The organism is Enterobacter sp. HSTU-ASh6 (assembly GCF_026319105.1).
Lineage (GTDB): Bacteria > Pseudomonadota > Gammaproteobacteria > Enterobacterales > Enterobacteriaceae > Enterobacter > Enterobacter sichuanensis.
In genome coordinates this window covers 74833-99097 of the sequence record NZ_WSPD01000012.1, presented here as the reverse complement: position 1 = coordinate 99097, position 24265 = coordinate 74833, and the positions used below count along the sequence as shown (strand labels likewise).

The window sequence follows — 24265 nt, the reverse complement described above, 5'->3', positions numbered from 1 at the left end:
ACGGTATCGCGTTCTTCCTCGCGCCGCCTGCACGGCGTGAGGAAGGATTAACTGACCGCATTCTCCCCAGCCCAGAGGGTCGCTTTTCTCATCGCCTCAACTACCGCCTCATCCGACAAACCCAGCGCCTCACGGACCGTGGCCGCCTTCTCCCATTGTTGCTGTTCGTAGCAACGGCAAAGCGTAACCATATCGGCTAACTGTCCCTCCTGATGGCACAACGCATTGCTCACATTCTGCGGCACCGCAATTTGCTTCATCAACTCTGCCATCGGCAGCTCAAGGAGGGTATCGAGCAGTGAAAACAGACCACACATAAACGCATTTTCAGCCAGCGTCGGCTCGTTCATCGTCTGTGCGATCAGTTCGCAGAACTTCCCGCGCATCATACTCAAGGGGTAGAGCTCGCTGACAGTGTCATTCCCTGCACTCGCCAGGACCACGACGGCAACAAACCGTCTTAGCTGGTTTTCTCCGAGGTATCTCAGCACCTCACTCAGCGTCAACTTACTGAAATTACAGGCACCGATATGTTTAAATGCGGTGTGTTTCATGTAGCGCATGATTTTCCAGGAGAGCGTCAGGTCGGTTTTAATCAACGACTCGATGATGCGAAAATCAGGTTTATTGCGACCCACTTCCATTTGCAGACGGAAAATCGCCAGCTGATTTTGCGACAACCGTTTATATTTAATGACCTCCGGACGGCAGAAAAAATACCCCTGAAACAGAGAAAAGCCCTCTTCCCTGTATTGTTTGAATTCCTCTTTAGTCTCAATTTTTTCAGCGAGATATTTAATATGTCCGGTCAGATGTTTACGCTCTTTCAGATACGTTTTAATTTGCGCTAAGGTGTAATTTCTGACATCGAATTTCAGGATGGAAATATAAGGTAAAAAAACATCCCATTCAGGTGCAAGGGTGAAATCATCAAGCGCAAACTGATAACCTTGCGCGTTCATCTCCTTAACGGCCTGCAAGAGTTCATCCCCCGGCACAGCATCCTCCAGGATCTCAATAACCACATGCTCTTTATCGAGCGCTTCACCACTGCGGTCAATGACCATGCGTGAAGGGAAGTTGATAAACGACGTATGTGTCCCGGCGATGCGCTGAGAAGGCACACATAAGAACTGGTCGGAAATCATTCTGGAGGTGGCATACTCCGCCGACACATCCGGAAAACGGTTTGTCATCCCGTCTCTGAAGAGCAGCTCATAGGCCACCGTTTTCATCTCTGGGTTAAAAATGGGTTGTCGCGCAATAAATCCGTACATATCCCATCCTCCTCTACAACTTAATATTTATTAGCATCCTCTTTCTACACGACTATAACGAGCATTATCGAGTGCTATTTTGATTTAATGCACAAAATAAAAGCATCCACACTAATTAACCGGATTTAATATCCGGCAATTTAAATTAAATATACCCGGTGCTCTACAGAAAAAGGAGAAAATATCCGATAAGTCATATGTGCCTGCCCGACATGCACAACATTACGGGAGATGAGAATGAAAAACGCCATGGTCCGAAAACGAAAAATAAGCGTCAAGACGTTGATGCTATTGTCCATTTTCCTTACCGTGACGGTGGGCTTTACGGCAACGATCGGGTTTATGATGTGGCAGTGGATGGCACAGCAGGAAATTCTGGCCAAAAAACATATCCGTCAAATCGCCGAAGTACAGTCTTTACAGGTTGGTAAACAGCTGGACGCCGCCCTGGCTGCCGCCCGGGACATGGGCAACAGCGCCCTGGCGCTGCGCGATGCGGGGATAGCCGATCGCCAGAGTCTCAACCAGTTGCTTATCCATTACCTCTCAGCTCATCCCCAGTTTCTTTCTATGTCGATGGCCTTTGAGCCCAACGCGTTCGACGATAAAGACACGACATTTGCCGGTCAAAGCGGTGAAGATCCTGCCGGGCGCTACGCCCGCTATGTCGACCGCGACGCCACCGGCAAACCGGCATTGCACCTGCTGACGGATTTCGAAACGCCCGGCAGCGGGGATTACTATCTGCTGCCGAAGCAACGGCATAAAGACGTGATCATCGAGCCCTATATTTACCCCTACAACGGCGTAGACGTGATGCTCACCTCAATTGCCGCGCCCATCATGCGTGACGGTCAGTTCCTGGGTTCGGTTACCTCTGACTTCTCCCTTGCCACCCTGCAAGCCATGATTGGGGCGATTAAACCGTGGAATGGCACCGGCTACGCCCTGCTCCTTTCAGCAGGTAACAACGTGGTGTCCAGCCCGGACAAACGTGCTGCAGGCAAGCCTTACGCGGGCAAAATTGCCGGTCATGAGGTTATCCGGATAAACGATCCGCTGCTGAAAGAGGAGGTGTTTATCACCTGGCAGGCGATCGCCGTCGGTAACAGCCAGACGCCATGGAAACTCGCCATTGTCACGCCGGTCAGCGAAGTGATGGCCGAAGCGCGCGCATTTTTACTGAAAGCTATCGTCCTGATGGTGTTAAGCATCGTTGCGGTTAGCCTGGTGATGGCCCAAATCTTTACCCGTAAAGTTGACCGCCCGGTGGGGGGTGAACCTTCGGAGGCGGCCGGGATCGCCCTGGCTGTCGCCCGCGGGGATCTGAATAACACTATCCCGGTGCGTTCCGGGGATACCGAAAGTATTTTTTATGCCCTGCATACCATGCAGATGCAGCTCAAGCGCATCGTCGACAATATCAGCGAAGCCAGCCATTCCGTACACGGTGGCACCAGCGAAATTTCGGCGGGCAATCTTGACCTCGCCTCGCGTACCGAAGAGCAGGCAGCAGCTATTGTTGAAACGGCTGCCAGTATGGAAGAGATTTCGGTCACGGTGAAGAATAATGCCGACAATGCGCACAAGGCGACCACGCTGACCGATCGCGCCGCGACGCTCGCCGGACATGGCGAAACGCTGGTGAACGACGTGGTCGTTGTGATCGGGGAGATTGTTGAGAGTGCACGTAAGATCGGTGAGATTAACAGCATCGTGGATGGTATCGCCTTCCAGACTAATATCCTGGCGCTGAATGCGGCCGTTGAAGCAGCACGGGCTGGCGAACAGGGACGCGGTTTTGCAGTGGTGGCAGGTGAAGTCCGCAATCTGGCTCAGCGAAGCGCTAACGCGGCAAAAGAGATCTCTCAGCTGATTGCCGAGTCCTCAGGTCGCGTCAGCAAAGGCGTCGCACTGGTCAATGAAACCGGTGCGATGATGAAACAGGTGATTGAGGCGGTATCGCACGTGCATCTGGTTATCAACGATATTGTTCAGGCGCTGGACGAACAGAATCGGGGGATTAGCCAGGTCAGCACCGCCGTTAACCAGATGGACAGCACAACCCAGCAGAACGCCTCTCTGGTTCAGCAGATCTCTGCGGCGGCGCTGTCGCTGGATGAGCAGGCTAAATCGCTGGAGAAGACGCTGGCGTTCTTTCATTCATAAAAAATAAGGCACCCGCAGGACGGGTGCCTTTTCACACGATTGCCGTTACAGCCCTTTCAACAGCTTGTCGACAAACGCCGGGACGACGGCACTGGCCAGGCCGTAGTGCTTCTCTTCAAACTCGCTGCCCACCTGGCTTGGCTCAAGGTTGAGTTCCACCGTATGCGCACCGTGCAGTCGCGCTTCGTGAACGAATCCCGCCGCCGGATAAACATGACCGGATGTGCCGATGGCGATAAATACGTCGGCCATCGCCAGCGCGCTGTAGATCTCATCCATGCCCAGCGGCATCTCGCCAAACCAGACGACGTGCGGACGCAGGCGTGACGGGAACTGGCAGCAGTGGCATTTATCCTCTGGCAGCACGTCCTCTTTCCAGTCCAGCACCTGACCGCTCCATGCACAGCGAACTTTGAGCAGCTCACCGTGCATATGGATGATGTTCCTGTTACCGGCCCGCTCATGCAGGTTATCGATATTCTGCGTCACCAGCAGAAAACGATCGCCCAGCGCCTCCTCCAGCTTTGCCAGCGCCAGATGCGCCGCATTCGGGGTAATCTCTGGCTGGAGAAGCTGGCGACGACGGGCGTTGTAAAACGCCTGCACGAGGTCCGGATCGCGGGCAAAACCTTCCGGCGTGGCCACATCCTCCACGCGGTGCTCTTCCCACAACCCATCCGCCGCACGGAAGGTTCGAATTCCTGACTCCGCGGAGATCCCCGCTCCGGTCAGCACCACCACTCTGGGTTTATCCATCGCTTCTGGCATTATTCTGTCTCTGAAAAAGATCCGCTGGCGCAAGCGCTCACGTAAGCGGCGTTTGTTTTTGCGAAAACGGCTGAGTCGACCCTGGCGACGCGACAGCATAGAAACCTCGTAAACTAATCGGTGAGATGAAGGAATGCGGCTCCGCGCATGCCTCCTGCGTCCCCGTGTCGCGCACGTTCGATACGCGGCACGCGGGCAACCGGCAATAAATGTCGGGGCAAACGCCCGGACAACCGTTCCGTAATCGCGGTAAAGTTTGAAAGCCCTCCCCCAATCACCAGCAGATCCGGGTCGACGATGGTGAGAATATTTCCCAGACATACCGCCAGCAGATCCAGATAGCGCTCGACGTGCTCACGCGCCTGCGCATCCCCTTGCTCCCACAGGCTAATGATTTGAGGGGCTTCAAGTTTCTGATGATAGAAGTGTTCGTAAAGCCATGCAAACCCGCGACCTGACAGGTAGTTCTCAATACAGCCGTGCTGGCCGCAGCCGCAGCGGGTTAGCGGAAAATCACGGCCCACCACCTCCAGCGCGTCCACCGGCAGGCGGATATGACCAAACTCGCCGGTGATGTAACTGCGGCCAGTGATGGGCTTCCCATTGATGACAATCCCCCCGCCCACGCCGGTACCGAGGATCAGCCCCATCACCAGCGGATAGCGACGGAATTCATCATCCCAGGCTTCAGAGAGCGCAAAGCAGTTGGCATCGTTGTCTAAACGCACGTCGCGTTCAAGGAGAGCGGAGAGATCGGCGCGCAGCGGTTTACCGCTGGCGGCAGGCACATTGGCGGCATACAGCGTGCCGTCGTCGGTTTCGGGCATCCCCGGAATACCAATGCCAACGCTGCCTTTCACGCCAAAGCGTTCATCGGCCTGGGCCACCAGCGCGGCAATGGCGGTTAAAAATTCGTCGTAGCTGTCGCGCGGCGTGGGAACGCGGGTTTCCCACTGCAGTTTGAGGTCTTTATCAAATACGCCGAGCGCAATCTTGGTGCCGCCAATATCAAATCCGTAATACATAACGCATTCCTCTTTCAACCTGGCGGCCTGAAAGCCGCTAGATCATGACGAAATTACTGGCCACTTAATACCCTCGCCGGATCAATTCGGCTTGCGCGACGCGCCGGGTACCAGCTTGCCAGCAGACTCAGTAAAAGTGCTGTAACCAGCACATAAAAAACGTCCAGCCAGTGCAGTTCAGACGGCAGGAAGTCAATAAAATAGATATCACCCGACAGGAACTGGTGACCAATCAGCTTTTCTATGCCATTGATAATTGGCGTCAGCTGCAGGGAAACCACCACGCCAATCACCACGCCGCACACGCTGCCGAGCAGCCCCGCCAGCAAACCGTACCAGACAAAAATGGCGCGAATAAGACCGTCTTTTGCCCCCAGTGTACGCAGCACGGCAATGTCACCGCTCTTGTCTTTGACCGCCATCACCAGCGTCGAGACGATATTAAAGCACGCCACCCCAATCACCAGCACCATCGCCAGATACATGATGGCGCGGATCATCTGGATATCACGGTACATATAGCCGTACGTGCCGATCCAGCTCTTGATGTAGACATAGTTATTGGTCACGCTGCCCGCATCGCGCACCAGTTTGTTGGCGTTAAAGACGTCGTTAACCTTGATGGCAATGCCCGTCACGCTGTCGCCCATATCGAGATACTGGCGCGCATCCTCCATCGGTACCATTGCAAAGCTATGGTCAAGCTGACCGCTCAGCTGAAGAATACCGGTGACGTGCAGGCGCACGCGTTTAGGCTGCTGCAATTTATGATCGGCGCTGGCGTTCGGGATCATGATCGACACCCAGTCGCCCTGCTTCACCTTCAGGGCATCGGCAACGCCTTTACCCATGATGATCTGCTGCTCGCCAGCCTTGAAGTTGGCCCACGCGCCGTTCTGCACATAGTTCGGCAGCGCGCTGAGACGCGCTTCCTGAGCGGGATTGACCCCTTTCACCTGAATGGCGCGCAGGTTTACCCCGCTCTCCACCAGCCCGGTAAAGTTAATGTAGGGCGCAGCCGCGGCAATGCCTGGCACTTTTTCGACTTTGGTAAGCGCATCGTTCCAGTTTGTCCACGGCTGGTTAACCGGCTCGATCTCCCCATGCGGCACGACCGCCAGAATGCGGTTATTCAGCTCGCGCTCAAAGCCGTTCATGGCGCTCAGGCCCACAATCAGCACTGCCACGCCCAGCGCAATACCGATGGTCGAGATAACGGAGATCAGCGACACCATGCCGCCACGACGGCGACCGCGGCTAAAACGTAAACCGATGAGTAACGATAACGGTGACGCCATTACTCTGCTCCCATCAGGGTCAGTTCCGCGTTCAGATGGCCGTCGCGCATCTCAAGCTGACGTCCCATGCGTTTTGCCAGCTGCAGGTCATGGGTGACCACCAGAAACGCAGTGCCCTGCGAGGCGTTCAGCTCGCCGAGAAGCTGGAAAATACTGTCCGCGTTACGCGCATCGAGGTTACCGGTAGGCTCATCCGCCAGCACCAGACGCGGGTTGTTCACCAGCGCACGGGCAATGGCTACACGCTGACGCTCACCGCCGGAGAGCTCCGACGGACGGTGGTTACCGCGATGGCCCAGCCCTACCGCTTTCAGCATGTCGCTGGCACGGGCATTAATTTCTGCCGGTTTCTTTTTACCAATCAGCAGCGGCATCGCCACGTTTTCCAGCGCCGTGAAATCCGGCAGCAGGTGGTGGAACTGGTAGATAAAGCCCAGCTCGCGGTTACGCAGGTCCGCTTTCGCCGCGGAAGACATCTTGCTCATCGGCTGGCCGGAGAAAATCACGTCGCCGCTGGTCGGCGTGTCCAGCCCGCCCAGCAGATGTAATAAGGTACTTTTACCGGAGCCGGAGCTGCCGACAATCGCCATCATCTCGCCTTCACCCACGCTGAAGCTCACATTGTGCAGCACGTCAGTCTGCACAGAGCCTTCCTGATAGCGTTTGGACAGGTTGTCGCATTGCAACAGGATCTTATTCATAACGTAAAGCCTCAGCGGGTTGAGTGGCGGCAGCGCGCCAGGAAGGATAAAGCGTAGAAAGCAGCGCAATGGCCATCGCGGCCAGCGCAATACCGATCACCTGCAGCGGCTCGATAGCCACCGGCAGCGCCGCACCATCGAGCAATGCACCGATGATCGGCATTAAGTTATTTAGCTGACTGGCAAGCAGCGCACCCAGCACAGCACCGAGCAGCGCGCCGATGATCCCGGCGCTGGCGCCCTGCACCATAAAGACCGCCATGATCTGGCGCGGCGTGAGCCCCTGGGTTTGCAGAATGGCGACTTCGCCCTGCTTTTCCATCACCATCAGCCCCAGCGAGGTGATGATGTTAAAGGCAGCCACGGCCACGATCAGGCTCAGCAGCAGCCCCATCATGTTTTTTTCCATGCGCACGGCCTGGAACAGCTCGCCCTTACGCTCGCGCCAGTCCTGCCATTTCGTGCCGTCCGGCAGCTTTTGCTGGCTGAGGGTATCGACTTTCAGCGGCGCGTCGAGCCACAGACGCCAGCCGGTGATATTCCCGGCCGGGTAGCGCATCAGGCGTGACGCGTCCTGGATGTTAACCAGCATCTGATAACCATCGACTTCACTGTTGGCCGCAAAAGTGCCAACCACGGTGAACAGGCGCTGGCTTGGCAGGCGCCCCATCGGCGTAAACTGGCTGGCCGAAGGCACCATCACGCGCAGCTGGTCGCCGCGGTTGACGCCGAGCTGGCCAGCAAGCTGTTCACCGAGAATCACGTTGTATTTTCCCGCTTGCAGATCGGTCTGCTTCACGTTAACCAGGTATGGCGTCAGCGGATCGTTTTGCGCCGGGTCAATCCCCAGCATCACGCCGACCGCCACGCTGCGGGCGCTTTGCAGCACCACGTCGCCGGTCGTCAGTGGCGCAACGCGCGTGACACCCTGTAACTTCGCCGCGCTTTCCGGCAGCTGTTGTGGGTTAACCGAACCGTGAGTGGATGAGAGAACGGCCTGCGGCATCAGCCCCAGGATGTTGTTTTGCAGCTCGCGCTCAAAGCCATTCATGACGGAAAGCACCGTCACCAGTGCCATCACGCCAAGCGTAATGCCAATAGTCGAAAGCCAGGAGACAAAGCGACCGAAGCGGTCCGCGGCGCGCCCACGCATGTAGCGTAAGCCTATGAAGAGTGCGACAGGTTGATACATGAAGTCCGTCTGTTTGCTGATAGCAGACCCACGAGTATATAAGCGAATCCGTTAAGCGTAAATGACTGAAACCGTAAGCTTTGGTAATCATTTTTCCGAAAAATTCAGATAAATCAGGGTACTAATGGCTGAAACCGCATCTCGCAACCTCCACCTTTTCCGAAAAACCTCCTGATACAGACTGTTACCCATTACATCCCGGTTCCGTTTTTGAACAATTGCTCGTTCGTTTATGGCAATAAGGTAGCTGCGAACAATGAAGCAAAAAGCATTATGGATTAACCAGATAAAAGGGCTGTGTATCTGCCTGGTGGTTATCTATCATTCGGTCATCACGTTTTATCCGCACCTGAACGGGCTGCAACACCCGCTCTCCGGGCTTCTCGCCAAATGCTGGATCTACTTTAACCTTTATCTCGCACCGTTCCGTATGCCGGTCTTCTTCTTTATTTCCGGCTATCTGATTCGTCGTTATATTGACGAGGTGGACTGGCGGACCAGTCTCGACAAACGCATCTGGAGTATCATCTGGGTGCTGGCCCTGTGGGGCATCCTGCAGTGGCAGGCGCTGAGCCACCTGAATGCCTGGCTGGCGCCGGAGCGTGAGCTTGCCACCTCATCGAACGCGGCCTACGCCGACTCGCTCTCAGGATTTGTGCTGGGGATGCTCACCGCCAGCACCAGCCTGTGGTATCTGTACGCCCTGGTGGTCTATTTCACGCTGTGTAAACTGCTCAGCCGCTGGAAGCTGCCGGTGCTGGGGCTGCTGGCGCTGGCGAGCATCGCGATCAACTTCCTGCCGCTGCCGTGGTGGGGGATGAACAGCGTGGTACGCAATATGGTCTACTACAGCCTCGGGGCGTGGTATGGCGCTGAGCTGATGGCATGGATGAAAAATCTAAGCCTGCGCCGCACCTGGCTGGCAACTGGCGCTTTCGCTGCCGTCGCCGTGGTACTGTGGTTTGCTAATGTTCCGCTGCTGCTCTCCTTGTTGTCGATTGTGCTGATCATGAAGCTGTTCTACAGCCTGGAGCAGCGCTATGCCGTTCAACCGAATAACCTGCTGAACGTGATTGGCTCTAACACCATTGCGATTTATACCACCCATCGCATCCTCATTGAGGCCTTCAGCCTGGTCCTGATTGGCGAAATGAATGCCGCATACTGGCCGGTCTGGGCAGAGCTTTCCCTGATTCTGATCTACCCGTTTGCCAGCCTGCTTATCTGTACCCTGGCCGGGCTTGGGGTGCGTAAACTCTCTACCGCCCTGTTTGGGGACATTTTCTTCTCCCCGCCCTCAACGCTCACGCTGTCACCAACCACCCGTTAATCCCCTTTCCGCCCCCGTCTCGGGGGCGTACAGACCCACCCTGCGCTTACGATTTGCTTATGTAAAACGATCGAGGATAATAAAGACATTGCGTATCAGTGATATGCCCCAATACTGTTGGTATATCCATAAGAGACTCTGACAAAGCCATGCCTGAACACTATCGTTATTCCTTACCTGTCAAAGCGGGCGACCAGCGCCAGCTGGGTGAACTCACGGGCGCGGCGTGCGCCACGCTGGTGGCTGAAATTGCTGAGCGCCATCCTGGCCCGGTGATCCTGGTTGCCCCGGATATGCAAAACGCCCTGCGCCTGCACGACGAAATTCGCCAGTTCACCGATAACCTGGTGTTCAGCCTGGCCGACTGGGAAACGCTGCCGTATGACAGCTTCTCTCCGCATCAGGAGATCATCTCCTCGCGCCTGTCGACGCTCTATCAGTTGCCGACCATGCAGCGCGGTGTGCTGATTGTGCCGGTGAACACCCTGATGCAGCGCGTCTGCCCGCACAGCTATCTGCATGGTCATGCGCTGGTGATGAAAAAAGGCCAGCGCCTGTCCCGTGATGCCCTGCGCGAGCAGCTTGACGGCGCCGGTTATCGCCACGTCGATCAGGTGATGGAGCACGGGGAATACGCGACCCGCGGCGCGTTGCTTGACCTCTATCCGATGGGCAGCGACCAGCCGTATCGTCTCGACTTCTTCGATGATGAAATCGACAGTCTGCGGGTATTTGACGCCGACACCCAGCGCACGCTGGAGGAGGTCGAGTCCATTAATTTATTGCCCGCGCATGAGTTCCCGACGGACAAAACCGCCATCGAACTGTTCCGTAGCCAGTGGCGCGATAAATTCGAGGTGAAGCGAGACGCCGAACACATTTACCAGCAGGTCAGCAAAGGCACGTTGCCTGCCGGCATCGAATACTGGCAGCCGCTGTTCTTTAACGAGCCGCTGCCGTCCCTGTTCAGCTACTTCCCGGCGAATACGCTGATTGTGAACACCGGCGATATCGACGCCAGCGCGAGCCGCTTTGAAAGCGAAACCCGCGCCCGCTTTGAAAACCGCGGCGTTGACCCGATGCGCCCGCTTCTGCCGCCGGAAGCGCTGTGGCTGCGTACTGATGAGCTCAACGCCGAGCTGAAGCGCTGGCCGCGAGTGCAGCTAAAGACCGACTCGCTTGCCGATAAGGCCGCCAACACCAACCTCGCCTTCCAGGCGCTGCCGGATCTGGCCGTTCAGGCACAGCAGAAATCTCCGCTGGAAAATCTGCGCAAGTTCCTGGAATCCTTTACCGGCCCGGTGGTGTTTTCCGTAGAGAGTGAGGGCCGCCGTGAAGCGCTCGGTGAGCTGCTGGGCCGCATTAAAGTGGCGCCGAAGCGCATCCTGCGTCTGAGCGATGCGACCGGCAACGGTCGTTACCTGATGATCGGCGCCGCCGAGCATGGATTTATTGATACGCTTAACAACCTGGCACTGATTTGCGAAAGCGACCTGCTGGGCGAACGCGTCGCGCGTCGCCGCCAGGACAGCCGTCGGACCATCAATCCGGACACGCTGATCCGCAACCTGGCCGAGCTGCATCCGGGCCAGCCGATTGTTCACCTTGAACACGGCGTGGGTCGTTACCAGGGAATGACGACGCTGGAAGCGGGCGGTATCAAAGGTGAATACCTGATGCTGACCTACGCTAACGACGCCAAACTCTATGTCCCGGTCTCTTCCCTGCATCTGATCAGCCGCTATGCGGGGGGCGCCGAGGAGAATGCGCCGCTGCATAAACTGGGCGGTGACGCCTGGGCGCGCGCGCGCCAGAAAGCAGCGGAAAAAGTGCGCGATGTGGCAGCCGAGTTGCTGGACATCTACGCGCAACGCGCGGCCAAAGAGGGCTTCGCCTTTAAGCATGATAAAGAGCAGTATCAGCTGTTCTGCGACAGTTTCCCGTTTGAAACCACGCCGGATCAGGCACAGGCCATTAACGCCGTGCTGAGCGATATGTGCAAGCCGCTGGCAATGGATCGGCTGGTGTGCGGCGACGTCGGCTTCGGCAAAACCGAAGTGGCAATGCGTGCCGCCTTCCTTGCGGTCGAAAATAACAAGCAGGTGGCGGTACTGGTGCCAACCACCCTGCTCGCCCAGCAGCACTTTGACAACTTCCGCGACCGCTTCGCCAACTGGCCGGTACGCATCGAGATGCTGTCGCGTTTTCGCAGTACCAAAGAGCAGACGCAGATTCTGGAACAGGCAAGCGAAGGTAAGATCGACATTCTGATTGGCACCCACAAGCTGCTGCAAAGCGACGTGAAGTGGAAAGATCTGGGGCTGCTGATCGTCGACGAAGAGCACCGCTTCGGGGTGCGTCATAAAGAGCGGATCAAGGCGATGCGCGCCGACGTCGATATCCTGACCCTGACCGCGACGCCTATTCCACGTACGCTCAATATGGCGATGAGCGGCATGCGCGATCTGTCGATTATCGCCACGCCGCCTGCGCGCCGTCTGGCGGTAAAAACCTTTGTCCGTGAGTACGATAATCTGGTGGTGCGTGAGGCCATTCTGCGTGAAGTGCTTCGCGGGGGACAGGTCTACTACCTCTACAACGACGTGGAAAATATCCAGAAAGCGGCAGACCGGCTGGCGGAGCTGGTACCGGAAGCGCGCATTGCCATCGGTCACGGGCAGATGCGCGAGCGCGAGCTGGAGCGGGTGATGAACGACTTCCACCACCAGCGCTTTAACGTGCTGGTGTGTACCACCATCATTGAAACCGGGATCGACATTCCGACAGCAAACACGATTATTATCGAGCGCGCGGATCACTTCGGTCTGGCGCAGCTCCACCAGCTGCGCGGCCGCGTCGGACGTTCGCACCACCAGGCTTACGCCTGGCTGCTGACCCCGCACCCGAAAGCGATGACCACCGACGCGCAAAAGCGCCTGGAAGCCATCGCCTCGCTGGAAGATCTTGGGGCAGGCTTTGCGCTGGCCACGCACGATCTGGAGATCCGCGGTGCCGGTGAACTGCTGGGGGAAGACCAGAGCGGCTCCATGGAGACCATCGGCTTCTCGCTCTATATGGAGCTGCTGGAGAACGCAGTCGATGCCCTGAAGGCCGGACGCGAGCCGTCGCTGGAGGATCTCACCAGCCAGCAGACCGAGGTCGAGTTGCGTATGCCTTCCCTGCTGCCGGACGATTTCATTCCGGATGTGAATACCCGTCTGTCGTTCTATAAGCGCATCGCCAGTGCGAAGACGGAAAACGAGCTGGAAGAGATTAAGGTGGAGCTGATTGACCGCTTTGGCCTGCTGCCCGATGCGGCGAGAAATCTGCTGGATATCGCGCGTCTGCGTCAACAGGCACAGAAGCTGGGCATTCGGAAGCTTGAAGGCAACGAAAAAGGCGGCGTGATTGAATTCGCCGAGAAGAACCACGTTAACCCGATGTGGCTGATCGGTCTGCTGCAAAAACAGCCGCAGCATTTCCGCCTGGATGGCCCGACGCGTCTGAGATTTACCCAGGAGCTGACGGAGCGCAAAACCCGGATGGACTGGGTGCGTAATTTTATGCGCCAGCTGGAAGAGAACGCGATCGCCTGACGCCCCTTCCCCCCGTTAACGTCCTGTTACGGGGGGACAATTTACAAACTCTTTGCACTTCACCCGATCTTCCCGACACACCCATTCGCCATAATTATCGTTAACCCCTTATAAAACAATAACCTTATCATTTATATGGACTATGGTGATGACGATCTCTATGCGTATGACTCGCTGGATAACCTTGTTTGCGCTGGCAGCCACCGTCGCGGTGGCCCTTCCCGCCCGGGCAAACACCTGGCCCCTTCCCCCTCCTGGCAGCAAGGTGGTCGGGGAAAACCGCTTTCATGTGGTTGAAAACAACGGTGGTTCCCTGGAAGCGATTGCCAAAAAATATAACGTTGGTTTTCTGGCGCTGCTGCAGGCCAATCCGGGCGTTGACCCGTACGTCCCCCGCGCGGGCAGCGTACTGACCATCCCGTTACAAACTCTGCTGCCGGATGCCCCGCGGGAGGGGATCGTGATAAACCTGGCGGAGTTACGTCTCTATTATTATCCACCGGGCAAAAAGGAAGTGACCGTCTACCCTATCGGGATTGGCCAGCTGGGCGGCGACACCCTGACGCCGACGATGGTCACCACCGTGTCGGATAAACGAGCGAACCCCACCTGGACCCCGACGGCCAACATTCGTGCCCGCTATAAAGCACAGGGTATCGATCTTCCCGCCGTGGTGCCGGCAGGCCCGGATAACCCGATGGGGCACCATGCCATCCGCCTGGCGGCCTACGGTGGCGTCTATCTGCTGCATGGCACCAATGCGGACTTTGGCATTGGCATGCGCGTCAGCTCCGGCTGTATTCGTCTGCGCGATGACGACATCAAAACGCTGTTTAACGTCGTTACGCCGGGAACCAAAGTGAATATCATCAACACGCCGATCAAAGTTTCTGAGGAGCCAGGCGGCGTGCGGCTGGTTGAAATTCACCAGCCGCTGTCGAAAAACATTGGCGACGATCCGCAGACGCTGCCCATCAACCTGAATGCTGCTATGGTGAACTTTAAAACCAGTGCGAACACCGATGGGACCGTCATGGAGCGCGCCATGGAGGCCCGTTCAGGAATGCCGACCGATGTCACCCGGCATCACGATGTCGTCCAGCAGTCGCTGTAATTCAGAAAGAAAAACGCCCTGCACGTGTCCGTTCATTTAAGGCTAGCGTGACGTAAAGCTGAACGGATATTCAGGCGGTACATAAAGCACCGAACGATCGTATCGTCGGTGCTTTCTTTTTTCTGGCAGGATATCCCGGGGTCGCAGGAGGTGGCAACGAGCTGCTGCTTAAACTTAATCTGTGAAATTTTTCAGCGCGACACATTAATATAGTATTTTCGTCGGGAAGGGATACGTATCGAAATATATAAATGGTCGATTTCTGTAAAATACAGCTTTATAAGGTAAAATGAGAGCAATTAGTTCATCCATTATTACATCCCCATGTGCTGGTAAGCCTTATCACCCTGTAGCCAGGTAATAAATACCCCTGCAGCTGTAAACAATCCAGTACATATTACGAACAGAATAACCAGGAACCAGCCAGAAATATCTTTACCCTCGTTATCGCTGAAGCTACACATAGTTAATATCACAGCGAAAAATAACATCATTCCTGATATTCCGGCGGAAGACCACGGTGGCGTGTACATTTTTTCCGCCGGATAATCGGGCTGATGGGTTAATCTGGATGATACCGCCGTTATAGAAAACTTTTTCTGTTCGGATGCCGCCACAAACTGGTCGCCCTGTGCATACGTCACGGCATCTGATGCCAGCGCCAGCGCCAGCCACGAATACCCTGCAGAATGCTCACCGAGCGACATTTCAAGTTCCAGTCGATCCGGTACGACTTTTTTTTCGTCCAGCACTTCCAGCAGCGGATACTTCTCTGTGCGCGATAAACCGGTATACCAGATCTGTTTGGGTTTGCTGACAGCCTCCGCACGCAGATAAACAGGTACCGCTCTTTCTACGTCAGTAACCGCCGTCATAGGTTGATAAAGATAAACAGGTTTTTCTCCTGCCGTTTTAACGTAGTAATTCGTCAGGAGAAGCGCGGTAGCATTCTCCATCCACTTGCATTCCCCTTCTTCAGAATGCAAATCGACACAGATAAGCAGGCGTTCAACGACGTAGCCGTTCGTCTGTTTTATCCACTCTGTGACTAACGTATAGTCCGGGCATTCAGGTAAAAATGTGATTTTTTTGGTCGAGATCCCAGAACGTTCAAGCACACGCCGGAGTTCATCGCTACAGGATTCATCCCCACCCCGCACCCATACAAGCGCTTCTATCTGCCTGTACCGAGAGAGTTTTTCCACCATCGGCTCCAGGACGTGGATAATAGCCTGCCCGGCCCGCGTGAAATCGAATGATTTATCCAGTTCAATTTTCAACGGCATTTTGGCGGCCAGCGGAAACTCCCCCTCCAGTTTCAGCATGTTCAGTGCCAGTTCCTTTGTTGCCTTTGGCGGGGTCAGTATCGACCAGCCAGCCAGGATGATGTTACTCCTGGCATAGCTGACAACCTTGTATTCCTGCCGTGCCGCAATCAATAAGCGCGTTTCTATGTAGTGTCTGTTCGCGTTATACGCCATACAGAACGCCTGTACTAAAAAGGTTACTGCAGCGACAGGTATTACCACGGCATCAATAAGAAAGCTTAAATCAACATGTTTATTACCCGGCCAGGTGACAGCCCGGATACCAATACAAACAATCACCACGAGCACATAGACAACACACACACCCATAGCGGGAAAGTCATGTTTAAATTCGTTCTGCTTAGGGTAAAGCCACCAGTTCATCACACAGCCCCCGCAGTGGGGAGTGTGGAGCGAATGGCACAGCCGCACGCCGCTTTACAGCCATCCACGACCACGCCACGGCCGTTCATCGTCCATGTCGGGTGGCATTCGTTGATAGGGAACGTTCCTTTATGCTCAGGGCAGGTCACCAGATCGTCTTTAAGGGCCACAGGTTTTCCCATAAAGTCCGCGCCGGACGCTTTAATCACTTTTCCACCGCTCACCAGCGGGTCATTCAGTCTAATTACGCTTTTCATAGTTATATCCTTATTTACCACCACCGATTCCGAATGGAATAAAAAAAATTTGAACAGGAATAGTCACCACATCAACTATAACAGTGACAGGATAAAGAAGCATTAAAGCATAAGAGCTGAGAGGCGTATGCTCAGTGTATTTCTTCATATTTAACACTAGCGGCATTTGTAAACGAATGACATTTTGCTCTTCAACTTTAACTGGTTTTTGATTATAATCACCCATTAAATCACTAATTTCAAAAACACATTCTTTTAACGCATTTGGTTGACATTTCACTTTAGAAAGCAACTCATCGCCCCCACCCTCATCTGTATTTGAGAATGAATAAAGAACATCAATTTTCGCATAAATCTTTGTATAATCGCTATCTTTATACAGACTGAACTTACCATTCTGTTTTAATGATAAATCATTGACATTCATCAATGATGAGGAAAGAAGTGTTTTTAATCCAGCGGAACCATCAAGTACCAAAAAAGAACTATTCATTCCACCCAACTGAATACTATGTGATGAGTCTTTGCTAACATAAACATCAGTTACAGTATCGAATAGTGATTCCTCAGTGTAATATTTACTATCTTTAATAGTGTTTGATAAACTAATTGTAAGGCAGCCTGTTAAATTAAAAACAGAAAAAACGATCAAAACATTTCTTAAAAAATTCATCACTTTCGCCCCGCATCCATATTACAGCGCATATGGTCCCAGCCAGTATAACCCCTCACGTCCGGAACCTTGTTGGGTAAGCCCTGCCAGTTTGTCTTATACTGCTGCGTACTATGTTCCAATAGCTGTTTAGTCATGTAGACCATCCCCCAAGCCCAACCAGGTGAGCGAGCCTCCAATACTTGCTCTGTTCCATCATCCAGCTTATAGGGAATCCCCGGACCACCAGCTAATACACGATGATCTTCAAATGGTTTGGATGACATATACAGCCTGTGTTTGGTCTGTAAAAACCCCTGATCGTTGACGACGGTGAAAGAAAGAACGTCCTCATAAGGCGCGTAATCATCGCCGTTAGGTTCATTTTCCCCTGGTGCAAATTGTGCAAGTTTCCATGTTCGACCATAATCCTTTGATACCCTAAAGCCATCAGCCCCCCAAATAGGGATAGACACATATTTTTCTGAGGGATGAATAAATTTACGGGTGAAGATCCTATAAAACTGTAAATAAACTTGAGAATGGATAGCCCTTTGCGTATCGGTGTACCAAAGCTCTCCTTCGCAATCCCAGCCTTTCAGTTCCAGATAGCGGTGATCATCAAAACGATAAACTACTTGCGTAGGCGGTTCTGAAGCCTTACAAGCTGCCGCAAATAAAACGAAAATAGTAATAACTCCTACACATAGTCCTTTCATGTCTTATCCTTTAGCCAACTGGCTGTCGCTTTTAGGCTTCGGCATTTCCCATTGCAGCAGCTTTATTTCCTGGAAATCTCCAGGCCTGACATTTCCCGTCTCAATATCCATCAGATTACGCGAGCGAGGCCGAACACCGGCATAATCATTTTCCACACCAAAATCGCCCTTCGGCAGCACATCCTCCGGTTTATTCATAAAATCTTTTGTTGGTGATATTGGTAACTGGCCTGATTGGTAATATTTTTTTGCGGCCGGGAAGCCATTCTGCGGATCACGCCAGTCGGCACGATGCAACAGGCTTTCCCAGAATTTACCGGCTTTGTAGTCAAACGACTTACACTGACCAATTGCAAGGTCGAATGCCATCGCATGCGATGGCGCGAACTCGCTCATAACAATTGACGAATGCTGGCTGTAGCTTACCGGGTCAGCTTTTTTCCATTCTTTTTCAAGTTCTTCACGGGTTTTCATCCAGGTAATGGACAGCACAGGATAATCTTTAGAACCCGTAACTTCTCCGTGAATAACGGTATGCCCCCGGTCATGGCTTTCCACATTCAGCTCATCTGGTGTTAAAACATGTCCAGGCTTCCAGCTAATACGCTGATAACTGTTAAGCATATACATCGCAGAATCCGTGCGCTTAATGGCACTGGCTTTAGCTGAATAGGATATGCAGGCATCCGGGCTATCCGGGTCGATATAATACGTATACGGCTTGTCACTCGTTTTAGGGTCATTATCCGGATGGTTATCCTGACCCTGTAGTTTGAAAATAAAGGGTTCCGGCAATTCTTCACCGTTTACCACTACGTCATGGGCGCGGTAACTGGCATTCGGGAGAAACGCATATTTTGCATCCCCCTTTTTTCGTTGTGGCAACTCAAAGGGTTTAGTGTCAGGTGCTTTTCCTACTTCGCCGTGCTGATAAAAAACCCGCTGGAACAGGTTAGGAATGGCATCTGCAATTTTCTGAGGGATCCCACGCCAGCCAAATCCCTGTACATTTTCCAGCGATACAACGCCATCATTTGGACAGAAGTAGTTATACACTTTACCGTTATTGTTACGTCCATAGCGATCATCAGCCCGCAACGGATTATCAGAAGGTTTGCGCAGCGTACAGGAGGCTTCAAGGGCCAGTAATTCATCCTCGTCTAATATCCCTCCCCCTTTCCACTGCGTATGCATCAGGCTACAGAAATTTTTGAATGTCTTCTGCCTGGCAGCATCCGTCTGTTGGTATCCGGGCTGAATATTTTCAGCCACGCGGGACTCCAGTGAATAAGGGGAATGGTTCAGTATCACGCAGTTAACCGGGTCATATCCCGCCTGCTTCACCAGCATATTTGCCAGCATAGTGATAATGGTGCCCTGGCTGTGCGCTACCACGTTAATAACATCCTTCGTGGTCTGTGGTTCCGTTCTTATTTGCAGAATCAGATCCGCCAGTCGTTGCGCGGCAAAAAACTGATAGATTCGGTGCGGGTTTTCATAAATGGGGTGAGTGTAATCCCCGTCGTTCATATACAGTGATGCAAATCCCGCCGCTGCCACGCCAATACCTCCGGCTCCAGGCCCCAGCATATCGGGAATGTTGGTTGTTGCGTTGGCGAACGTCCCGCCACCTTTGGCAAAATTTGTATCGAGGGCGTTTTTGAAGTTGTCGTTCTGGTATTTAAACGCACCTTTGCCGTCGTTACCCAGTGCTGCTTTTTTCTTCTCGTCATTCTCCTGATAAGCATCAAACGGCAGGTGCGCATTGTCTCCCAGCTTGTAAACCTCTTCCCGGTACCGCTTCTGGTCTGCAACGTAATCTGCATGAGTGACCGGCTTGTACCCCCAGTAAAACGGGATAACGGGCGATCGTCCCGGATGGGTGATTCTGTACTCCCCCCACTCATGCGCGTAAAAATCCTGACGATTAAGACGCTTACTCAGGCCCGCAAGAATGCCCTTCTCCTGATTCTGGTACGCCTCACCCACGTCATTCACCCCGTGGACCAGAATCACGATCCCCGGCATCGGACGCGGCACGCCAACGCGACGGGTCTGAGCCACTTCCCCCAAATCTTTGTGTACCGGGATATCCCCTTCTGATATGACCCGTGGGGCATACGGGCTTTGTCTGGCTTCCGTCATTACAGTAACTCCATTTTATAGGTATCCAGGTCATCGGCATCGAGTAACGCTGAATGGCCGTTGCTGTCCGTCACGCCTTCAAGCACTTTCCCGGCCGAACTGGTCAGCCGGAATTTTTGGTTCGCGAGAATTTGCTCAGGGTCGTCTCCGGCGTGCAGCTGGTAGCGGAGTTTAAATGCGCCCTGATTGAACGGCGGGACCGTGACCTGAGCGCTTTCCGGGCCGTCATACTTCAGACTGGGTCCTTTCAGTTCGATTCCCGTCGGCGAGAAGATGGTGACCAGCCCGTCCGGACTGACGCGTATTCCGCCACCGCCACAGACCAGCTGTATGCCCTGTCTGGCGCTGCCGTTCAGCTGCCCGTCGGTACTCGCCATCGTGAAATCATTCTGCGAGAGCATATGCAGGGCACCGCGCTGGGCCTGCGTCGTGATATCCCCGGCCCCGGCAACCATCTGAATACCGAGCTTGCGTACAAACATCGAGAGTTTTTCCCCCACGGCCAGCGAGAACTTTTTCACCACGTTTACGCTGGTATCCTGGCCCGCCGTAACAATCACATCTTTCCCGGCAGACAGTTGCAGACTGTCCGGCGTCACGTGCGCCTGACCTTTGTCGGCATAGGTCAGCAGGCCTGCGCCGGTAAGGTTAGTCAGTGTCTGGTTCAGTTGACTTTGCTGATCGGTTTCCACATTACTGGCCCCGGCTGTCAGTGCGCTTTGTTGCAGTGTCATCGCCAGCGACAATGCTTTTTCCAGCTGCGCAATGGCGGCCGTCATATCCAGCTGCTGGCCCAGCGCGCGTGGCTGGGCCTCTGTGGTAATGAGCACCCCTTTGGCGGCACGCAGCGCCATCCAGTCATCGGTACGTGCTTCAACACCTTCACCGCGCTTTTTCCCCGTGGCATCGACCAGGTGCCCGACGCTGACCTGCCCCTTGCCGTACTCCGTGGAAATCTTGATATGCTCCTGACCGCGGCGGTCCTCCAGGCGGATTTTGTTTGAAGCAGCAGTGCGGATCACGTTGCGGGTGTCGTTGCGGTTTGTAACCAGATCAGGGTGTTTGCCGTCATGCATGACATGCGCAATAAAAGGCCGGTCCGGATCGCCGCCTTCAAAGGCTACAGCCACTTCTGTGCCGTCCAGCAGCGGGAAATGAAAACCAAACACACCCCCGCCGTACGGTCTGCCCAGACGCATCAGCGCACTTTCAAAACCGTCACGTTTCTCGTCGAGGTCAAAATCAAACTTCACGCGGTATCGGCCCCGGGCATCGACTCCGGCATAAGTGTGATCCCGATTGATGGCCGCCACGCGACCGGGTACCGTACCGGCAATCACCGGTCGCGGCAGATATTCCGGACGATAGCTGTAGCTGTTCAGATAAGGGATCCCCTTCAGGATGGCGCGGTAGTGCTGTGCGCGACTGCCGGAAAGCGTCATTGTGGTGACAAGAAAACCGTGTTTAAACCCGTCAGGAATATCCCCTGTCGGGTGGAACATCACACCCGGCAACAGTGCCGGGTCACTGGTTGTCCCTCCCAGCACACTCTGTTTGTTCAGCAGGCGCTCATAGCGCAGGCGTGCGCAGAACGAGGCTGTTTCCGCCTCTTCACCGTAAAAATCGCCGTCCTCCAGATAATGATCGGCATAGTGATACTGTTTGCCGCGGGTTATCCCGTCGGGAATATCATTATCGAAAATGGTTTTATCCGCCTGTGGCGAAGATGGATTGCGGTAGTTATACGTACGCACCAGCACGTTTTCGGGAATGAGGTCGTATTGTTCTTCGAGCTCTGTAATGTATTCTTCATGGCTGGTCATGCCGGAATGGCGAACGTACGGCAGCTTCTTATCGCTGAATACATAGCGGCGGCCACCGTCACCAAAGATGACCACCGTTTCCCCCTGTACCTTGTCGTGGTTTTCAAAGCGGAACCAGATCCCTGCCTCGGCCAGCAGACGGCGGATAAACTGGAGATCGGTTTCCTTCCACTGAATGACCATTTCCCTTCGGGGATAGCTGCGACTCAGCTGGTCAAAATCAATGTTGTAGCCTTCAAACTGCCTGCTCTCCTTCATCAGCTGAGTGACGAGCTCGGGTACGGTTACATTCATGTATACGGCCGAGCGGTAATTCCGGTCCAGCAGCGCCAGATCATGCTCCAGCACACACTCATAAAGGGCTTCATCGGCGGATGACTTCAGACGGGCAAACGACGTGATCACTCCGTTAATCTGGCGCACCGGCAGCCAGGGCTCCTGATTGTGCCAGCCAGCTTTCGGATTCGGGGCACGCAGAATAAATTCCGCCCTCTGATTGAGGACATCATTGACTGCAATGTTTGATGCCGGGCTGGTAAAGCGGATGGTGTAACGATAGGGCTTACTGAGTTTTTCTTCCCCGGTAAAAGAGTGAACATCCGGTAAAACAGATTTGCTCCGGGGAAAATACAGTAAATAACGGTTTAAGGTATCCTGTTGCTGAACAATGCCTGACGGTCCTGTCATCGTCAAATATCCCTGATAAAGAATGACTGTTTATTAAAAAACAATACGCCCACAGACCATTGAATAAAATTCCATTCCGTAACACATCACAGAATGTTACAAAATAAATATCATTCAGTTTAAAGATAAATAAAACAAAAATATTCACACCATAAATAAAAAAAGACCAGGAATAATACCCGCCCCGTATATAACAATTCAGACGGTAACAACTATATGGACGATGCGTTTTACCTGTGAACGCATCCTCAGATATTCAGGAACCGCCGCTGAAGGGTTATTCGGCCCTTTTTCCTGATATAAACCGGTCTTCCCTGGCGAACAGCAATAAATAGTAAACCGGTTCGCCGCCTGATAAGAATATACGGCAGTTTCCGTAAGCGGGATTTTATCTGCCACCAGTCTGTGAGGATAAAATCCGTCCCGGTATTCCGGGTTCGCAGGAAGCGGCAGCGAGCGGGAAAAGGTATTCAGTTCGGACGGGAAAGCATCCACAACGAAGTCCATATCGTATTGAGACGAAAAAAAATCCGGGTTCAGAGGGGCTGAACCCGGATTATCTCCTACTGGCAGGATCGTTGAAGTGTTCTTAAACGATCGGCATTACTGCACATGTGCAGGGCGTTTTTTATTGCAGTGGCATAAATGAGGGTTTATGCCCAGCTTATTTGTAGATAACAGCTGTGCCGTGCAGAGTGTTAGGACCGGTCACAGAGGTGATACGGAAAGATTTCGCACCCATTTCTTCCGCTTTTTGCGCCAGCTGATCTTCCAGAGAACCCAGGTTAGTCCCGGCAGATGCTGAGATAGTCCCGACTTTATGCTGATCGGCAGGGGTGGATTGCACTTCTACAGCAGCAAAGCTGGCGAAAGAGAGTGAGCTCAGAACAGCGGCAGCGATGAGAGTTTTTACGTTTTTCATGATCTTTACCTTTTGCAGATGAATTTGGAGGTCGTTATCCATTTAGTTAACGATCGATAGGTAAATCATAAATGTGATCCAGCTCACGCGTCAACATAATTTTATAATGAGCGTTAAGTTATTTTTAAAATCGTTAATTTTCATACGCATATGATTAATTTATTTTTAAGCATTCAGCGCTGGTGGTGGCTTGCGTTTATTTTTATAATAGTTATTCAACAAACCAACAGAGGACCAACGGCACATGACAACCGATGTCACGAGTTGTGCGAAGAAAAGCCGTGGCCGACCAAAAGTGTTTGACAGGGATGCAGCGCTTGATAAGGCCATGACTCTCTTCTGGCAACATGGGTATGAAGCGACCTCGCTTTCCGATCTGGTGGAAGCCACCGGAGCCAAAGCGCCGACGCTGTATGCTGAATTTACCAATAAAGAGGGGCTGTTCAGGGCTGTGCTGGACAGGTACATTTCGCGCTTTGCGGCCAAGCACGAAGCCCAGCTTTTTTGTGAAGAAAAAAGCGTTGAACAGGCTCTGCGGGATTACTTCACCGCCGTCGCAACCTGTTTTACCAGTAAAGACACGCCTGCGGGCTGCTTTATGATTAACACCTCTGCCACCCTTGCGGCGTCGTCAAAAGAGATCGCCAATACGGTGAAATCGCGTCACGCCATGCAGGAGGAGACGCTCAGCGCGTTTCTGGCTCAGCGTCAGCAGCGCGGTGAAATCCCGGCGCACTGTAACCCTCAGGTGCTGGCGCAATACCTGAGCTGTATTTTGCAGGGGATGTCGATCAGCGCCCGTGAAGGGGCCTCGCTGGAAAAACTGCAGACTATCAGCGACACCACGCTGCGACTGTGGCCTGAGCTCCTCAAACTCTGATGCAAAAAAAAAGCTCCTC

General features: G+C 53.6%; 19 protein-coding genes. 5 read left to right on the top strand and 14 right to left on the bottom strand.

What is annotated here, in order from left to right; all coding sequences use genetic code 11:
- Nucleotides 1-47: 47 nt before the first annotated feature.
- Nucleotides 48-1277, bottom strand: coding sequence for an EAL and HDOD domain-containing protein (locus GM298_RS15710; protein ID WP_266154470.1), 1230 nt, complete (start codon nt 1275-1277; stop codon nt 48-50).
- Nucleotides 1278-1514: 237 nt separating this feature from the next.
- Between GM298_RS15710 and GM298_RS15705 the strand changes: the two genes are divergently transcribed.
- A complete protein-coding gene (locus GM298_RS15705) occupies nt 1515-3446 on the top strand; it encodes a methyl-accepting chemotaxis protein (RefSeq protein WP_266154469.1) in 1932 nt (643 codons plus the stop codon).
- A gap of 45 nt (nt 3447-3491) precedes the next feature.
- Here GM298_RS15705 and cobB read toward each other — a convergent pair whose 3' ends face one another.
- Genes cobB through lolC form a run of 5 tightly spaced genes read right to left on the bottom strand, consistent with a single transcriptional unit; the run spans nt 3492 to nt 8430 of the window.
- Entirely contained in the window at nt 3492-4313 is an 822-nt protein-coding gene (gene cobB / locus GM298_RS15700; protein WP_266154468.1) for a Sir2 family NAD+-dependent deacetylase, read from the bottom strand.
- A 14-nt stretch (nt 4314-4327) separates the two neighbouring features.
- The gene (nagK, locus tag GM298_RS15695; RefSeq protein ID WP_095449542.1) at nt 4328-5239 is read right to left on the bottom strand and encodes an N-acetylglucosamine kinase; all 912 of its coding nucleotides are present in this window, start codon (nt 5237-5239) and stop codon (nt 4328-4330) included.
- Between the two features lie 53 nt (nt 5240-5292).
- Nucleotides 5293-6537: a lipoprotein-releasing ABC transporter permease subunit LolE gene (lolE, locus tag GM298_RS15690; protein ID WP_045284983.1), complete on the bottom strand. Its 1245-nt coding sequence runs from the start codon at nt 6535-6537 to the stop codon at nt 5293-5295.
- A complete protein-coding gene (gene lolD, locus GM298_RS15685; protein WP_045284984.1) occupies nt 6537-7238 on the bottom strand; it encodes a lipoprotein-releasing ABC transporter ATP-binding protein LolD in 702 nt (233 codons plus the stop codon). The genes lolE and lolD overlap by 1 nt, the downstream gene beginning before the upstream one ends.
- The gene (gene lolC / locus GM298_RS15680; RefSeq protein ID WP_025758165.1) at nt 7231-8430 is read right to left on the bottom strand and encodes a lipoprotein-releasing ABC transporter permease subunit LolC; all 1200 of its coding nucleotides are present in this window, start codon (nt 8428-8430) and stop codon (nt 7231-7233) included. The genes lolD and lolC overlap by 8 nt, the downstream gene beginning before the upstream one ends.
- Nucleotides 8431-8686: 256 nt before the next feature.
- Here lolC and GM298_RS15675 point away from each other — a divergent pair, with 256 nt between their 5' ends.
- The 3 genes from GM298_RS15675 to ldtC all read left to right on the top strand — a co-directional run bounded on the left by GM298_RS15675 (nt 8687) and on the right by ldtC (nt 14470).
- Nucleotides 8687-9760 carry an acyltransferase family protein gene (locus tag GM298_RS15675; protein WP_025758164.1) on the top strand — a complete coding sequence of 358 codons (1074 nt, stop codon included), beginning with the start codon at nt 8687-8689 and terminating at the stop codon, nt 9758-9760.
- 149 nt (nt 9761-9909) lie between these two features.
- The gene (gene mfd / locus GM298_RS15670) at nt 9910-13356 is read left to right on the top strand and encodes a transcription-repair coupling factor (protein WP_266154464.1); all 3447 of its coding nucleotides are present in this window, start codon (nt 9910-9912) and stop codon (nt 13354-13356) included.
- Nucleotides 13357-13504: 148 nt separating this feature from the next.
- Nucleotides 13505-14470 (top strand): L,D-transpeptidase LdtC, encoded by a 966-nt coding sequence (gene ldtC, locus GM298_RS15665; RefSeq protein ID WP_266154463.1) that lies wholly within the window; start codon nt 13505-13507, stop codon nt 14468-14470.
- A gap of 314 nt (nt 14471-14784) precedes the next feature.
- On the opposite strand, the gene GM298_RS15660 is transcribed toward ldtC, so the two are convergent.
- From GM298_RS15660 to bhsA, 8 genes are all read right to left on the bottom strand, one after another.
- Entirely contained in the window at nt 14785-16161 is a 1377-nt protein-coding gene (locus GM298_RS15660; protein ID WP_025758161.1) for a hypothetical protein, read from the bottom strand.
- Nucleotides 16161-16418 (bottom strand): PAAR domain-containing protein, encoded by a 258-nt coding sequence (locus GM298_RS15655; protein ID WP_262747477.1) that lies wholly within the window; start codon nt 16416-16418, stop codon nt 16161-16163. Before GM298_RS15655 ends, GM298_RS15660 begins: the two co-directional genes overlap by 1 nt.
- 10 nt (nt 16419-16428) lie before the next feature.
- Nucleotides 16429-17094: a hypothetical protein gene (locus GM298_RS15650; RefSeq protein WP_262747476.1), complete on the bottom strand. Its 666-nt coding sequence runs from the start codon at nt 17092-17094 to the stop codon at nt 16429-16431.
- Nucleotides 17091-17789 carry a hypothetical protein gene (locus GM298_RS15645; RefSeq protein WP_262747475.1) on the bottom strand — a complete coding sequence of 233 codons (699 nt, stop codon included), beginning with the start codon at nt 17787-17789 and terminating at the stop codon, nt 17091-17093. Before GM298_RS15645 ends, GM298_RS15650 begins: the two co-directional genes overlap by 4 nt.
- Nucleotides 17790-17792: 3 nt before the next feature.
- Nucleotides 17793-19934: an effector protein Tle3 domain-containing protein gene (locus tag GM298_RS15640; RefSeq protein ID WP_266154460.1), complete on the bottom strand. Its 2142-nt coding sequence runs from the start codon at nt 19932-19934 to the stop codon at nt 17793-17795.
- Nucleotides 19934-22444 (bottom strand): type VI secretion system Vgr family protein, encoded by a 2511-nt coding sequence (locus GM298_RS15635; protein WP_266154459.1) that lies wholly within the window; start codon nt 22442-22444, stop codon nt 19934-19936. The genes GM298_RS15640 and GM298_RS15635 overlap by 1 nt, the downstream gene beginning before the upstream one ends.
- A 198-nt stretch (nt 22445-22642) precedes the next feature.
- Entirely contained in the window at nt 22643-22951 is a 309-nt protein-coding gene (locus GM298_RS15630; protein ID WP_262747472.1) for a hypothetical protein, read from the bottom strand.
- Between the two features lie 157 nt (nt 22952-23108).
- Nucleotides 23109-23366 carry a multiple stress resistance protein BhsA gene (bhsA, locus tag GM298_RS15625; protein WP_025758152.1) on the bottom strand — a complete coding sequence of 86 codons (258 nt, stop codon included), beginning with the start codon at nt 23364-23366 and terminating at the stop codon, nt 23109-23111.
- 244 nt (nt 23367-23610) lie between these two features.
- On the opposite strand from bhsA, the gene comR reads away from it, so the two are divergent.
- Complete coding sequence (gene comR, locus GM298_RS15620) at nt 23611-24246, top strand: TetR family copper-responsive transcriptional repressor ComR (protein WP_025758151.1); 636 nt, start codon at nt 23611-23613, stop codon at nt 24244-24246.
- The last annotated feature ends 19 nt before the right edge of the window (nt 24247-24265 follow it).